This is a genomic window from Butyrivibrio fibrisolvens (assembly GCF_037113525.1).
Taxonomy (GTDB): Bacteria; Bacillota; Clostridia; order Lachnospirales; family Lachnospiraceae; genus Butyrivibrio; species Butyrivibrio fibrisolvens.
This window is the reverse complement of sequence record NZ_CP146963.1, coordinates 477,207-492,829: the sequence shown is the minus strand read 5'-3', so window position 1 is coordinate 492,829 and position 15,623 is coordinate 477,207. Positions and strand designations below refer to the sequence as shown.

The 15,623-nt window shown below is 40.0% G+C and carries 11 protein-coding genes; 2 read left to right on the top strand and 9 right to left on the bottom strand.

Annotated elements, in window-relative coordinates; all coding sequences use genetic code 11:
- Positions 1 to 151: 151 nt before the first annotated feature.
- From WAA20_RS01985 to WAA20_RS01970, 4 genes are all read right to left on the bottom strand, one after another.
- Complete coding sequence (locus WAA20_RS01985) at positions 152 to 1,324, bottom strand: ABC transporter substrate-binding protein (protein WP_073387418.1); 1,173 nt, start codon at positions 1,322 to 1,324, stop codon at positions 152 to 154.
- A gap of 185 nt (positions 1,325 to 1,509) precedes the next feature.
- The gene (murF, locus tag WAA20_RS01980; protein WP_073387420.1) at positions 1,510 to 2,922 is read right to left on the bottom strand and encodes a UDP-N-acetylmuramoyl-tripeptide--D-alanyl-D-alanine ligase; all 1,413 of its coding nucleotides are present in this window, start codon (positions 2,920 to 2,922) and stop codon (positions 1,510 to 1,512) included.
- Between the two features lie 125 nt (positions 2,923 to 3,047).
- The gene (locus tag WAA20_RS01975; protein WP_073387421.1) at positions 3,048 to 4,148 is read right to left on the bottom strand and encodes a D-alanine--D-alanine ligase; all 1,101 of its coding nucleotides are present in this window, start codon (positions 4,146 to 4,148) and stop codon (positions 3,048 to 3,050) included.
- A gap of 97 nt (positions 4,149 to 4,245) precedes the next feature.
- Positions 4,246 to 5,694: a C69 family dipeptidase gene (locus WAA20_RS01970; protein ID WP_073387423.1), complete on the bottom strand. Its 1,449-nt coding sequence runs from the start codon at positions 5,692 to 5,694 to the stop codon at positions 4,246 to 4,248.
- 466 nt (positions 5,695 to 6,160) lie between these two features.
- Between WAA20_RS01970 and WAA20_RS01965 the strand changes: the two genes are divergently transcribed.
- Positions 6,161 to 8,863, top strand: coding sequence for a YfhO family protein (locus tag WAA20_RS01965; RefSeq protein ID WP_073387424.1), 2,703 nt, complete (start codon positions 6,161 to 6,163; stop codon positions 8,861 to 8,863).
- Positions 8,864 to 9,002: 139 nt separating this feature from the next.
- On the top strand, positions 9,003 to 10,019 hold the full coding sequence (locus tag WAA20_RS01960; RefSeq protein ID WP_073387426.1) for a helix-turn-helix transcriptional regulator: 1,017 nt from the start codon (positions 9,003 to 9,005) through the stop codon (positions 10,017 to 10,019).
- 156 nt (positions 10,020 to 10,175) lie between these two features.
- Here the strand turns inward: WAA20_RS01960 and WAA20_RS01955 are convergent, their stop codons facing one another.
- The 5 genes from WAA20_RS01955 to WAA20_RS01935 all read right to left on the bottom strand — a co-directional run bounded on the left by WAA20_RS01955 (position 10,176) and on the right by WAA20_RS01935 (position 15,581).
- On the bottom strand, positions 10,176 to 10,799 hold the full coding sequence (locus WAA20_RS01955) for a thymidine kinase (protein WP_073387428.1): 624 nt from the start codon (positions 10,797 to 10,799) through the stop codon (positions 10,176 to 10,178).
- A 196-nt stretch (positions 10,800 to 10,995) separates the two neighbouring features.
- On the bottom strand, positions 10,996 to 12,024 hold the full coding sequence (locus tag WAA20_RS01950) for an SH3 domain-containing protein (protein WP_073387429.1): 1,029 nt from the start codon (positions 12,022 to 12,024) through the stop codon (positions 10,996 to 10,998).
- Between the two features lie 58 nt (positions 12,025 to 12,082).
- Positions 12,083 to 13,309, bottom strand: coding sequence for a GDSL-type esterase/lipase family protein (locus WAA20_RS01945; protein WP_073387431.1), 1,227 nt, complete (start codon positions 13,307 to 13,309; stop codon positions 12,083 to 12,085).
- Between the two features lie 71 nt (positions 13,310 to 13,380).
- Entirely contained in the window at positions 13,381 to 14,751 is a 1,371-nt protein-coding gene (locus WAA20_RS01940; RefSeq protein WP_073387432.1) for an MBOAT family O-acyltransferase, read from the bottom strand.
- Positions 14,752 to 14,786: 35 nt separating this feature from the next.
- A complete protein-coding gene (locus WAA20_RS01935; RefSeq protein ID WP_073387434.1) occupies positions 14,787 to 15,581 on the bottom strand; it encodes a phosphatase in 795 nt (264 codons plus the stop codon).
- Positions 15,582 to 15,623 lie beyond the last annotated feature (42 nt).

Below are 15,623 nucleotides of genomic sequence, written 5' to 3'. Positions count from 1 at the left end.
TTGGCTTATAAATATTTCGAGGATATCCAATAGGTATCCGATTATTTAAAAAAGGCATCCGGCACGGACTTCACTGCCCGAACCGGACTGCCTTATTTATTTATAAACCCCTTAAATTACACTATATCAATTGAATAAAAACTGGTATGTCTTATTCTGCAAGTACGTATTCACCGTTCTTGATAACAACAGCCTTTGGCTCCTTAGTAGGTTCGCCTGCTGCTGACCATGTCATGCCAAGAGATGTAAGTCCGTCTACAGAGATCTCTGTCATTGCTGTCTTCATTGCATTACAGATATCTGATACGCTCATATCAGGTGTGATACCTGCCTTTTCAGCTGCTGCCTTAATAGCATATACAGCATCATATGCATCTGCTGCAAACTGGTTAGGAACGATCTGATGAGCTTCCTGGAACTTAGCTACAAAGTTCTTGGTAAGATCATCTGTAGCATCTGCAGAGAATGGAGTAAGGAGCATAAGTCCTTCTGCAAGAGATGTATCGAAGTTCTCAACACCAAGGATTCCGTCCATACCGTCACATCCGAAGAATGTAGCTGTAGCACCCATTGTAGATGCCTGCTGAAGGATAAGTGCTGCTTCTGAATAGTAGATAGGAAGGAAAATAAGCTCTGCCTGTCCATCGATAGCTTTCTGGATCTGAACTGAGAAATCTGTCTTGGAATCTGCTGTGAAAGCTTCCTGAGATACGATCTCAAGTCCCTGGTTAGCAGCTTCTGCTACGAATGTTTCTGTAATACCGGATGAATATACATCTGAACTGTCATAGATTATAGCGACCTTAGTTGCAAGCTTCTTCTCACCAATATACTGAGCTGAAGCTGTTCCCTGTGCAGGATCTGAGAAGCATACACGGAAAGCGTTATCATATTTTACGCAATCAACTGCTGATCCTGAAGGTGTGATCTGGAAAATGTTATCATTGTGAGCTTCGTCAGCAACTGCGATACAGCAGCCACTTGTTGTAGAACCAACGATGAACTGAGCGCCCCAGTCCTTTAATGTATTATAAGCGTTAACTGACTTCTGGTTATCGCACTCGTCATCTTCTGCCTTATATTCAATCTTATATCCGTTGATACCACCGGCTTCATTGATCTCATCAACAGCGATCTGTGCACCCCACTGAACTGCGTTACCATAAGCAGCAGCACCGCCTGTGAGAGGTCCGATCGCACCAATCTTGAATACATCTGAAGAAGATGATGAAGATGATCCTGACTCTGAGCCTGCACCACATCCAGTGATAAGAGAAAGAGCCAGAGCCGCACACATAGAAATGCTTAACAGTTTCTTTTTCATAATATATCCTCCTTAACCTTTTGTGAAAAACAAAGACAGCACATGTATCCTTGTATACAATGTGGCCAAAAATATAATTTTATTATGGCAGACTTTTACGCGTTGTCAAGTCAAAGTGTAAAAGTTCTATGCCGTAAAAAACGGAGTGCTACCTTAAATAACACTCCGTAATTTCTTTACTATATTCAGATCCTGTCCTTACAATACTCTGCAAGTTTCTCAAGAGCCATTGCATGTGACGCCTTGAAATAAATTACTGCGCCATCTGTAAGAAGGCTATCAAGCTGATCCTTAGCACTTTCTGCATCGTCATAGCTTGTTACGTCCATAAGACCGCCCTTTTTAGCTTCGTCAGCAATATACTTTGCTCTTTGTCCTATAGTGATAAGAGTATCTATAGAAAGATCTGCAGCTTTTTTACCAACGCTTCTGTGAAGGTCTTCTTCGAGGTCTCCAAGTTCAAGCATATCGCCAAGAACTGCAATCCTTCTTGATCCGTCTGTATTAGCAAGGGTACTGAGACCAGCCTTCATAGACTGAGGATTTGCATTATATGTATCGTTATAGATAATAATGCCGTTACCAAGATTCCATGTCTCCATTCTCATGGCTGTTGGTTTATAATTTTTAATTCCTTCAATGATCTCTTCATAAGACATATCAAGTTTCTTGGCTACTGCTGTAGCAGCAAGTACAGGATATATCATATGTCTTCCACGGGCAGGGACTTTGATGGTATCCTTTTCATCAATTCCTGTACGTGTTCTTCTTACTATCATAGTAAACTTAAGGCCGTCCTGAAGAGTATCATCTATATCAAGTGCACCGTAGTCAGCATCGGAATCTTCGCCAACCCACTTGAATCTGTAATCTTTCTGAAGGTCCTCATTATCCTTGAGCTTAACAAGATATTCATCATCAGCATTCATTACTGCAAGACCATCAAGTGACAAGCCATTAAATATCTCGCATTTAGCCTTAAAGATATTTTCTCTTGAACCAAGATTTCCGATATGGGCATCACCTATATTGGTGATAACTGCCATTGTAGGATGAGTCATACGTGTAAGATAGTTGATCTCACCTTCATGGTTCATTCCCATCTCAACTACAGCAACTTCTGTATTTCTGTCTATTCTGAAAAGAGTTCTGGGAACACCTATATTATTATTATAGTTACCCTCAGTAGCGATAACATTGAACTTCTCTGAAAGAACAGATGCGATCATATCTTTCATAGTTGTCTTACCAACACTTCCGGTAACAGCAATTATCGGAATCTGGAACTGCATACGATAATAGCTGGCAAGATCACCTAATGCAAAGAGGGTATCGGGAACCAGCACATAGAACTTACCCGGAACCTTTTCATCCGGCTCTTTGGATACGATCGCTCCGACAGCTCCTGCGTTAAGGGCAGGATTTACGAAGCTGTGTCCATCCATCTTTTCACCTACTATGGCAAAAAACAGATCACCGGCCTGAGCCTTTCTGTTATCAGAAATGACACGCTTAACAATAGTATCTTCCGAAATCTCCGGGGTAAGCAGGGTTCCGTTTGTAGCGTCTAATATTTGCTTAAGTGTAATGTTCTCCATGATTAACTCCCAATCGTATATCGCGAGTGACTAATAGTTATATTGGTATCGAAAGCTAAAAATATTCCACTTGCATAGTCCATATCGCAAGCTTGTATATTCTTTATTTTGATAATATATATTTATTATTTTGTACTTATTATATCACTATCTGTTGTATATCTGCGACGCCATTTTTCAAGAGCGTCCTCAACGATAAGCTGGCAAAGGTCATCATATGCAATTCCAACCTCACCTGCTTCCTGAGGTACAAGGCTTGTAGGTGTCATTCCGGGAAGTGTATTTACTTCAAGGAAATAGATATTATCATTTTCATCTACGATAAAGTCAGAACGTGAATAGGTTCTAAGTTCAAGAGTTTCATGAACTTTGAGAGCCATATCTCCCATCTTCTTAGCAAGTTCAGGAGTAAGTCTTCCAGGACAGATATGATCAGCTCCTGTTGCTGTATACTTATTCTCATAATTGTATCCGCCCTCGATAGGAACGATCTCTACGCTTGGAAGAGCTTTGCCTTTAAGTACAGCATTAGTGAACTCGCGACCTTCTACGAACTGCTCGATAAGGATATCACTTCCATATTCAAGAACACTTCTAAGAGCTGGCTCAAATTCTTTTTCATCCTTAATGATATATACGCCAACAGAAGATCCGCCTGTAGGTGTCTTAACAACACATGGAATCTTGTTTTCTGATATCATGCGTGGAATATCTTCTTCTGTTACACCTGAATAGGAATTCCACTTAGGAGTATTAACGCCCTGGGGTGCAACCATCTGCTTGGTCATGATCTTGTCCATACCAATAGCTGCGCCAAGGTATCCTGATCCTGTATAAGGAACCCCAAGAAGATCGAATGTAGCCTGAAGACGACCATCTTCACCGTTAAGGCCGTGAAGAGCGATAAATACTACGTCTGCCTTTGTGCAGATATCAAGTACGCCTCTACCAAAAAGAGAAGGGCTCTTAAACTTACGCTCTGAACGAACTTTCTCAAGGTCAGGAGTAAGTCCGTCAAAAGTTACATCCTTAAGCTCAGGAAGATTATCAAAAAGCTGACCGGGATCAGCAATAACATCCTCTCCCATATCCTCAAGTCCCATATACATATCTACAAGAACAGCTCTGTGTCCTTTTCTTCTAAGAGCACCACAAACCTTTGTTCCTGAGATAAAAGAAATCTCACGTTCTGTGGAAAGACCTCCACATAATACAACTATATTCATAATTAACCTCATGTCGCGAGTTATACGAGTGACTAATAATGGAAGTGGTGGAGCTCGCGACACCACTTCCAGGAGTTAATCTCTGATTAACTCCATATTATGCATCCGATCTTGCATAAGAATTCTTCATTACATTACATGCTTCTTTTAAAACAGATGAAAGAACCTTGGAAGTCTCTTCCTCTACCATCTTTGCTGTTTCTGCATTAGCTTTTTCACTTATCTTTACAGCTGCAGCGCCTTTTGCCTTCTTAAGCTCAGCATCATAGCGGTTAATGATCTCATGGCACTTACCATGAACCTTGAGCTGGTATCTTTCAATAATATTAAGGCTTGACTTATATGAAGCGTTAGCAAGAGCTCCGATAAGTCTGCTATTCCAGTACATAGAATCTGTAGAAACTTTTTCCTCTGTACATCCAAGGAAATCAGGTACTTCATTTATATTAACGTACATAGGAACCATTACGTTAAATACGTTTGATCCAAATGCTACCCACTGAATTGCAGGAGCATCAGGTCTTATCTGAAGAAGCGACATAAAGTCTGTACGGTTTATACCAATTGAACGGAACATGCCGCGCTTTGAAGGATCTCCGTAGCTTCCGTATGGATCATAAGGTGTTCCCTGGAAGTGACTTGAAAGAAGGTACTTAACATCCTCTTCAGTGATCTTTTTCTCAGGGATAAGTGACCATGGAAGATCGTCAGAATCAGGTCTATAGTCAGCTGTAGGGCCATCCCAGTAATAGGTATGAGGATTTAAATATCTCTCCATGTACCATGCTCTTGGTGTGTTATATACATGGTCAGCATCTTCATGTGAACCAAATGCATATCTTGCATTGAAGCCTTCTGAGATAGACAGATCAAGGTGACCTTTTTCTATGAACTCTCTCATATCGGCTGAGCACATGTGATCTTTCTGAGCGCCAAGTGCATCATCAAGGTCGAAATGGTCAATTCCCATCTGATTGGGCATTACAACATAAGCTTCATCCGGAACTCTTTTTGCTATCCAGTGATGACCGCCTATGGTTTCAAGCCACCAGATCTCATCCTTATCAGCAAAGCCGATACCATTCATTTCATAAGTTCCGTATTTTTTGAGAAGTGATCCAAGACGGACAACACCTTCTCTTGCACTCTTTATATATGGAAGTGTCAGAACCACAAGGTCCTCTTCACCGATTCCGCCTTTTTTGAGGGACTCATCAAGACATGGATCAAGACCCTGAACTCTTTCATTTGAAGTGATGGTCTCTGTAGCTGTCATAGCTACTCCGGCAGCATTTATACCGCTTGCTGCCCAGATTCCTTCGCCTTCAACGGCGTTGGGAACGCATGTATACTGCATCGGGTCATCCGGAAGGTCGATCCCCTCTCCGGATATAACGGATTTATATTTTCTTGGCTGATCTTCTGGCTTTACAACGGCGTATTTCTTGGGGGTGTAGTTACCCGCACCTGAGTCGTCGTTTCTGGCCATCATGGTCGAGCCATCATAAGAAGCTTTTTTTCCTACAAGTATCGTTGTACAAGGCATAACGGTTCCTCCTGGGGTTAGGTTGTCGCAATGGGACGGACTATGGCAAATAAAATCATAAGCCTCATGTGAAAATTTTTATGATTTTTCTAAGCGTCTTATACGACTACGTGAACACGCAGTACTTCGTCTCCTAAGACGCTAAGAAAAATCAAAAAAATTTTCAAAATCGGCTTTTGATTTTATTTGCCATAGTCCTGCGTATTCGCGTAAAACAAGCTATACTGCTTATCGCCATTCCGTATCATCGCGTATTTACATTAAAAGCGTTAAACAATATAATTTAACGTGTTCTATTAGTTCATAAATGAACTTTTTCCATATTAAATTGCATATGCATTTCATATTCATAAAAAACAATATGTAAGCTAATACTTTTATGGATTAAGCACTAAATATAATAGCTTTAATTATGTAAAAACTCAACCCGCATAGAAAAATACGGATTACCAGGGGGAAGGAATCCATGTCAGATATAGTCAGTAATAAATCCCAAGGAGCTTCTAGCTCTATTTTTGAGGGCAAAGCAAAATCTCATCTTATTTCATTTGCCATTACCATATGCGCAATGACTCTGTTTTGCATTATGATGCGTATTACGCCATTTGGGGATAATACTTTTCTTTATGACGATAACAGACGAGAGTTTATTCAGTATTATGCTCATTTGAAGCGGGCTCTTATGGGGGAAGCGAGCATTGCATATTCACGTACCAAGGGTATGGGAGGATCGATGCTTGGGCTTTTTTTCTATACTATGTCATCGCCTCTTAATTTCGTATATGCGCTGTTTCCTATAGAGGTATTCCCTGCTGTGCTTACGGTTCTTTTGGTGCTTAGGCTTGGATTATCGGCTTTTACTGCGGATGTGTTCTTAAGCCATGTGGGTGTAAAAAGAACTATTCCGTTCTCTGTTTCTTTTGCCATGTCACTTTGGGTATTTGTATCTGTATTGGTTCCTTCATGGCTGGATGCTGCCATCATGTTCCCGCTTCTTGCAACGGCGGTTTTGGAATATTCGCGTGATACAAGGTCGAGGAAGAAGTATCTTTATCTTGTGATCCTTACTGCAGTTCAGTTTTATATCAACTATTATACTGCTTGTATGATGATCATCTTTTTTGCTATATGGATGGTCCTTCGCTTTATTCTTAAGGTCATATCCTTCAAAGATGGACTAAATGTAGCATTAGGTCTCGTTACAGGTATGCTGATAATATGCCCTGTGTTACTCCCTTTATATCAGGAACTTACACTTAGTGAAAAAAGTGTCGGCGATTCATTTATATGTCAACTTTTTCAGGATGCACATATTACGAATCCGATTCTTGTACTTGCCAAGATATACACTTTTACAATAGACGGCAAACAGGTAATGTTCGGTATGCCGCATCTTTTTTGCGGTACTGTCATGATTCCTCTTCTTATACTGTTTTTTATGAACAGAAAAATCGATAAGAAGATCAAAATGCAGGGAGTTTTTCTTCTTGCAATACTTTTTATAAGTTTTCTTGTATCACCTCTTGATCTTATCTGGCATGCCGGTAATGTGCCTAACGGTTATCCATTCAGGTATACTTTCCTTTTTGTCGGTGTGATGATAACAAGCGCTGCCATTTCTTTTAATACAATATTAGAACAATACATTTCATCAGAAAACCAGATAACAGCTTTTACTAATATAAAAGCATCATTTAAAACACGTATTTCCAATTATTTTAAGGACAAAAACGCTCGTGACTTTGATATTCCAATGGCATTTACAGTCTCTTTTGCTATTACTGGTATAGCTGAAGTGATCATATTAATATGCGCCATGGTCATGAACATAGAATTTCTTACTCTAAAATCAGGCATCATTGGTCTTATGATCCTTATGGCAGAGTTCATTTTTATAGAGCTATACTTTTGCAAAAAAAGTAAGGTTTTTTTCATACTTCTTGCTATGTTGTGTGTATGCGATCTTCTTGTAAATCATATGAAGATCGTGAAGGCGTCATATTATCCCTGCGAGACTATGTCTGAATATCAGGCAAGATATATCGAAAAGAAAGAAAAAATAGATGATATCAAAGCAACCGACAATAATTTTTATCGTATAGAAGATGTTGTATCCAATCCATATGATGATATCAATGACGGTATGGTATACGACTATCATGCAATTTCTCATTATAGTACGGGCGATCACAGAAACGTTCGTATGTTCCTTAAGGCGATCGGTTTTAACTATAACAGTCTGTATGATGAGTACACATCTGAGAATACAGCCACTGCTGATTCTATTTTAAATATCAAATACATACTTACTGATGAAGGAACCGTGCAAAACTCTGATCTGTTTCCTATTGCAGTAGCTATTCCGGCAGATACATATCTTCCATCTGATGAGATTCCGGATGATCCATTTTTATTACAAAAGCAGATAGCAGATGCTTTTACAGGTTGTGGCACAAATATAGATGAATATCTTGAAGAGGGAAATGAATTATTCGTTCCTGTAACAATTATAACTAGTGATGTATCTTTTAATGATGAAGATCAGATATCTACCATGAAAATAGATTTTACACCAGAATGCGATGGGGATATTTATTTCTATTTAAAAGATCTTGTAAACACATCTCAAAATATGATCTTATCTGTTGATGGTGTTGATATTTCAGGTTATGGTAATGCTTCTTCTATTAAGATAATAGATATTGGAAACAGGAAAAAAGGTGATAAGGTATCTCTTACCCTGACCGCTTACGGACCTGCAAATGAAGCAGATTTTGGAACTCCTCTTATATTTACAGAAAACGCAGATGTACTTTCAGAATACAGTAAGCTGTCATCATCACATGCTGCCGTAGTATCCGAAACATCTCCAACCATACTTACTATTCATATTCCTGATACTGCAGATTCAGATGATAATACCGTCATCCTGTTATCAGTTCCATATGAACCGGGATTTATAGCTTATAAATCTGAAGATCAGGAACCTTTATGTGTATCACAGGTCTTCGGTGCTCTAACCTGCATAGAAGTACCTTCCGGCTATACAGGAGATATTATTCTAGATTATCGTATACCAGGGCTTAAAACAGGGCTTTTGTTACTATTTATAGGATTATTATTGTTACTAATCCGATATTTTTATCCAAAAAATCATAAATTAATATAAGAATTTAAATATTTTTTTGGTAAACCCTAATATTTTTGATATTTTTGGCGAAATATGATTTGAGACCGTTTTTTCGTTAACTTTGTGTCCTGATTTTTCAGGGCGCCTTAAAGATTTTTGGAAAAAAAGGAGAAAAATCATGGCAAAAGCAAATCCTGCAGCAAAAGCTGCAAAGAAACCTGCAACAGCTAAAAAGGCTACAACAGCAAAGAAGACAGAGGCTAAGAAGCCTGCTGCAAAGAAAACTGTAGCTAAGAAGGCCGTTGCTAAGAAGCCCGCCGCAAAGAAGGAAGAAACCAAAAAGACTGTAGCAAAGAAAGCTGCTCCTGCTAAGAAGGCTGTAGCTAAGAAAGCTCCTGCTAAGAAAGTGGTTGCTAAGAAGGCTGCTCCTGCTAAAAAGGTAGTTGCTAAGAAGGCTGCTCCCGCTAAGAAAGCAGTTGCTAAGAAGGCTCCTGCTAAGAAAGTAGTTGCTAAGAAGGCTGCTCCAAAGAAAGCTGTCGCTAAAAAAGCTCCTGCTAAGAAGGTTACTCCTATTAAGAAGGCTGTAGCTAAGAAGGTTGCTACAAAGAAGACAGCTGTTAAAAAGGCAGTTGCTAAGAAAGCTCCTGTAAAGAAGATCACTTCTATCAAGAAGGCTACAAAGAAAGCTGTTGCTAAGAAGGTTGCAGCTGCTAAGAAAGCTCCTGCTAAGAAGATCGCAGCAGCTAAGAAGGCTACTGTAAAGAAGATCGCAGCAGCTAAGAAACCAGCAGCAAAGAAGGTAGCTGCTAAGAAAGCTCCTGCTAAGAAGGTTCTTGTAGCTGATCCTTTGAAGTCTGTATCCGTAGCTGACAGAAAGTTAGCTAAGGAGCAGTACGGCAAGAGAGTAAAAGAGCTCCGTCAGGCATGTGGCCTTACACAGAGTGATCTTTCAAAGGCTCTTGGTGTAACTCCCGGATATATCAGCAATGTAGAGAACAATCGTACAGCTATGTCTCTCCACATCCTGATCTATTTCGCACAGCTTACAGGCCAGACTCTTGATTCACTTGTTGGTGAACTTGAACCTGCTTACAAGCAGTCCGCTATCGATAAGAAGATCAACGGAATCGTTGCAAAGCTCAGCAATAAGGACAAGGAAAAGCTCGTTAAGATGCTTAGCGTATGGTCCAAATAAAAAAGACTAAGATTCATCTTCGATGAATTTTAAGCCGAATAAAAAAGCATCCTCAGTACAGACACTGTGCTGGGGGTGCTTTTTGTAAGCCATTATCTACCTAGTGTACTGACTCGTTCATATTTAATCAAATATGAATGAGCCAGCACACTAGGATCATTCCTCGGATTTTTTGTAATCTATATCGCGCTCTCTTGCTCCTGTAACTTCTCCGCTTCTAAAGTGTCTGCGGCAGACTGATACATATGCTTCGTCTCCGCCAAGCATTACCTGCTCACCTTCTCTTACGATCTTGCCGCCAACCACTCTGGCATTAAAGTGAGCTCTTCGTCCGCACCAGCATACAGTCGGAACTTCTTCGATCTTATCAGCGATCTCCATAAGACGCTTTGATCCTGGGAAAAGGTTGCTCATAAAGTCTGTCCTAAGACCATAGCACATAACAGGAAGATCATAGGAATCTACCAGTAATGAAAGCTTATCAACCTGCTCTTTGGAAAGGAACTGCGCCTCGTCGATGATAACACAGTCAAGCTTCTTCCATCCGTCATCTTCACCTGATATCCATTTATCAGCTGTTTCAAGGAACTCTTCTACAAAATCGCACTCCTTGGCAAGACCCATTCTTGATTTGATGATCCTCTCACCGTCGCGATTGTCAGTTTTGGGTTTTAATAAAATTGCATTCTGTCCTTTTTCAAGATAATTGTGGTGAACCATAAGCGCATTAGCCGTTTTTGAGCTGCCCATGGCTCCGTATCTGAAATAAAGCTTTGCCATAACTGTGACCCCCGTTTTATTTTTCATAAAAAAAGTGCCAATAGATAACCTTGGCACTTTTAATTATCTTATTCTATTATACAGATTTATTACCACCTTGTAATAGGAAGTTTGAAAATAATAATTTTCAAACTTCTTAAAGTGGTGTCGCATGCGACACCACTTCACCATTAGTTACTCATTTTCATCATAAGTCTCATCCCACTATTGAAATGTAGTAGTTATAGAGGCTTGTATATGTAGCATTGTTGTAGTGAAGACCGTCAGAGGATGAGAAGCCGTTCTCTGTAAGATAAGAATAGCTGTCTATCCAGGTAATACGTGAATCAAGTCCTGACTTAAGTGACTGATTGAACTTCTCTATCTGCTCATTGGTAACTGTTGTATCACCAACAGGTGTAACTGCTGAATAATATATCTCCATTCCTTCGCTTGTCCAAAGGTCAACGTAGCTATTAATAAGCTCTACGTATTTGGACGCATTACCAAGGTCATTAACACCTAAATTGATGATAACTTTGGTTCCCGGCTTTGCATAGTCATCAACAAGATCAATATTTTCCTTGAACCAGTAGTATCCCTTACCTACTTCACAAAGCCATGTATAATCATCGTTCTTAACAGCGTATTCCATTCCAACTGTTCTTGAGTCACCTACAAAGATGATATCAGAAGCAGATGTAACAGGGGATGCTGTTTTTACAAGAGGCTCCGGCTCAGTATCCTGAATGTAGGCATCAGTTACGAAAAGAGTCTGTCCATCATAATCGATCGCATACCAGCCATTGTCGGTACTACCTGTTGCAACAACCTGTGTTCCGTAAAGAAGTACTGAAACAACATCATAGGAAGTATCGGGACCAAGCCTTAAATTAACGTTATTGTTAGTGTAAAGCGGTATTGCACTTTCAAACCAGGTAACTGTATAAGCCATCTCGTCTTCAACTTCCGCATCAACACGTCCGTCAAGGAGAACAGTATCTTCCAAAAGGTCAGAAGTATCACTTGTAACCTCAGAAACTTCCTGCTCATTACCACTTGCTGTCTCATAAACAGACATGTCCAGTGTAGCTGCTTCTGCATATCTGACACTCGTTTTTTCTTTATGAGAAACATACGATCCAAAAGAAATGAGTGCGATAGTGAATGCCGAAAGGGTTGCAATCGGTATAACAACTACATTTTTATTGAATTTTGATTTTTTTCTAAATCTCGTTGCTTTCATAACGTCGTATTATAACAGTTGTTACAGAAAATGTCAAATTTGCTTACAATTGTTCACATTATTCCTTAGGAATTTCCGCCGCATGAGTCCTTAAATATTCGTACCAGACTGTATATGCTGAAGCCTTTAGATGAACACCGTCAAAAGAGATATCCGCCTGAAGGTCACCATTACTATCATCAAATACTTCATTTATATCAAGATAAAAGACCTTTCTGTTATCCGCCAGCCCTTTAAGAGCTTCACTTCTTGTATTTATAACACCATTAATAGAAGCATCCGGAGCCTTGGTATTATCATATTCTCTTGTTACATGCATGATAGCCTGAAGATAGATTATTGCATCCGGGCAGGCTGTCTGGATCTTAGTGATGACCTCAGTATAACTACTGATCCAGCCGTCTGTTGAGCCGTATCCTATTTCGTTGATACCGACCATGATATAGACTTTCTTATAATCCTTGCCTTCAAGAGCCTTTTCAAGTGTAACCTTGCCGCCACTTGTTTTTACAAAGGCCTTGTTGTTAGCTTCATATATAGAAAGGGATACTTTGCCATAAAAAGTAGCCTGCTCATCAAGCTCTGCACAGTATTCAGAAAGACCTACTGTTCTTGAATCTCCTATAAAAAGAGCATCGGCAAAATAATCTGCGTCTACTTCTCCTGTCGTTGTCATATAAGGGAACTCTTCAACTACTGGTTCTGTTGAAGCTGCTTCTTGAGAATCGGAAGATCCGCCTGCGCCGGCATTACCACTTGATCCTGTGCCTGCAGAGCTGTCTGTGCTGGCACTTCCTGATCCGTCTGTTCCTGCACTGCCAGAAGTACCTGAGCTTCCTGTTCCTGCGCTGTCAGAGCCTCCCGAATTTCCGTTTCCTGCGTTATCAAGACCGCTTGATCCAGAGTCTGCATCACTTCCTGATCCCGCATTATCATCAGCTCCCTGAGAACCGCCAGATCCTGCCGTGATATCTGCGCCATTATCAGATCCGTTCTCTCCACCCGAAGCTTCCGGAGTAGTCCTTGCCATATCGATATAATAATCAGGATCCTGACTTTGAGCCATCTCAACGAAATCTTCTGTCACATAAAAAGGAGTTGCGCCATCAGCAAGCCCTCGAAGAGCAAGTGTCATAAATGGCATCTTATAGTCATAGTTATAGTATGAATACAGCCCATCCTTCTGACACGCCGAATAAGCCGTCACAAGAAGCGAACTTGCAACAACCGCGATCAGAAGAGGGGAATGTATGAAATTATTCTTTTTCTTATTATCATTACTCATTATATAAGCCTCACGAATACAGGAGGTATTTAGCACATGCTTAGAAATACATGGATGTATTTCTATGTGCATTAAAATCGTAAATACATCAACGGATTTCCGGCTGTATTTGCAATACTGAAAATACAGAGCCAGAAAAGTACAAATAAAACTACAACCGCAACAGGATGCTTTCTTTTCTTTTCACAAAAATCAAAGACACGCGGTATAAGGAGCACAAGTCCCGGCACTATATATGGCCAGTAAAGGGTGCTGTACTTGATGTAGTCACTGGTGTTGACATAGCCGCTTATTCCAAAGAAGGGGAACAGCCTTGTCATGTAGACCGTGAGTCTTTCCATGTCGCTTATTGCAAATATGACCCAGGATATCGGGATCATAAGGAATACATTTAGTCTTGAAACTATGTTAAAAAGGTTTTTGTTGACTGATATTATATACTTTTCCGATAAGATCAATACATACAAAAACATTCCCCAGATAATGTAATTAGGGGTTATTCCATGCCAGATGCCTGTCAAAAGCCATACCAGTAAAAGGTTTAAAATGCCTCTGAAATCGCCTCTCCTGTTGCCTCCAAGAGGAATATAGATATAGTCTCTAAACCAGGTTCCAAGGCTCATATGCCATCTTCTGTAAAAGTCTCTGACACCAAGCGCTGCATATGGATGGTTAAAGTTCTTTACAAACGGGAATCCCAAGGCTACTCCAAGTCCTGCTGCCATAAGTGAATATCCCCAGAAATCAAAATAAAGGTCAAGGGAATAGGCAAGCGCGCCAATCCATGCAAGAGGTGTAGAGATACTCTCGTAGCCTATCGTATGAAGGTCTTTCCACAGTACTGCAAGGTGGTCTGCTATTAAGACTTTCATAGCCATTCCGGCGATAAAATATTTAAGTCCGTCTTCTATATTATTAAGATAGATTCCTATACGCTCTTTTCTTGTAGAGACATCACTATCTATCCATATGGCACTGCTGTACATCTTATCAGGGCGCATGATAGGGCCCTGCAAGAGCTGGGGGAAGAAATAAAAATACGAGGCAGTCGTAACAAAGTCCGGGCGTTCTTTGATTTTACCCGTATATAAATCTGCCTGATAAGCGATCATCTTAAAGGTATAGAAACTGATTCCTATAGGAAGAAAATCTATGGAAATGGTTAATCCCAGGATTTTGAATAGCATAAGAAGCCCTGCATCAAAAGAGACTGCAAGGATCAAAAAAGATTTTCTCTGAAGCGAAGTCCATTTTCCCAAAATATAATTAAAAATGGTCGCGCCAAGAAGAACCAGGCACCACCTGGGTTCTCCGAGAGTATAAAAAATAAAGCTTCCGAAAAAAAGTACCCACATGCGCATGGTTGCAGGCACTATATAATATATAAGTATAAAACACGGAACAAATCTAAAAATAAAAATAAGATCTGTAAGTGATGACATCTATCTATCCCCTCATGAAGGAAGAGATGATGCTATCAGTCTTTTTCCAAAGACCTGGACATATAGCAAAAAAACGACTTGGCGTTCCTGTTAGCAACAAGCTCCTGCGGAAAATCCACGCTTTCAAGAAGCTTATGGCAGTTATCAAATCTTCCAACATCATATGAAATATGTGCATCTGTCGAAACACAAATAGGGACATTTAGCTCCGCGCAGCGCACAAGTATCTGTTTGCATCTATCGTAAATTGAATCATCCCAGCCAAAGCTGTGTTCATTGATCTCTATAAGCTTATGCATATCACGTGCTGCCGTAACTACGCTGTCTATATCAAAGTCAAGACCGGTTCTTCCAATGTGACCCAGAATGATAACTCTGGAATTGGAAAGGGCCTTAATATACATATCAGTAATCCTGCTCTTTGAAGCCTTAGCTGCAAAATCCGTCATATGAACAGAAGCTATAAGATAATCAAGCCTTCTTGTAACTCGTCCAAATAAAGAATCCGCTTCATTTATGTTCTTATCGATAATTCCTTTGGCAGGATTGATATCATGTCCAAAAAGGTTACCCTCAAGATCGACTATATCGACCTCACAACCGCGAAGAAGTTTTACCCCATACCATTCACGCGGCCAGCAGTTCATATTGTAGAAATACTGATAGTGCTTATTATCCATGTAATCGGAATAAAGCATGCTGCTAAAATGATCTGTAGTACCAAGGAGCTCAAGCCCCTGCTCTCTTCCTGCTCTGACATTTTCTTCAATAGTCGAATACGCATGTCTTGAATATAGTGTGTGCGTATGTAAATCAGTACGTAGTTCCAAAATATAACCTCTAACACTTAATACAATCTTAAATCATATACA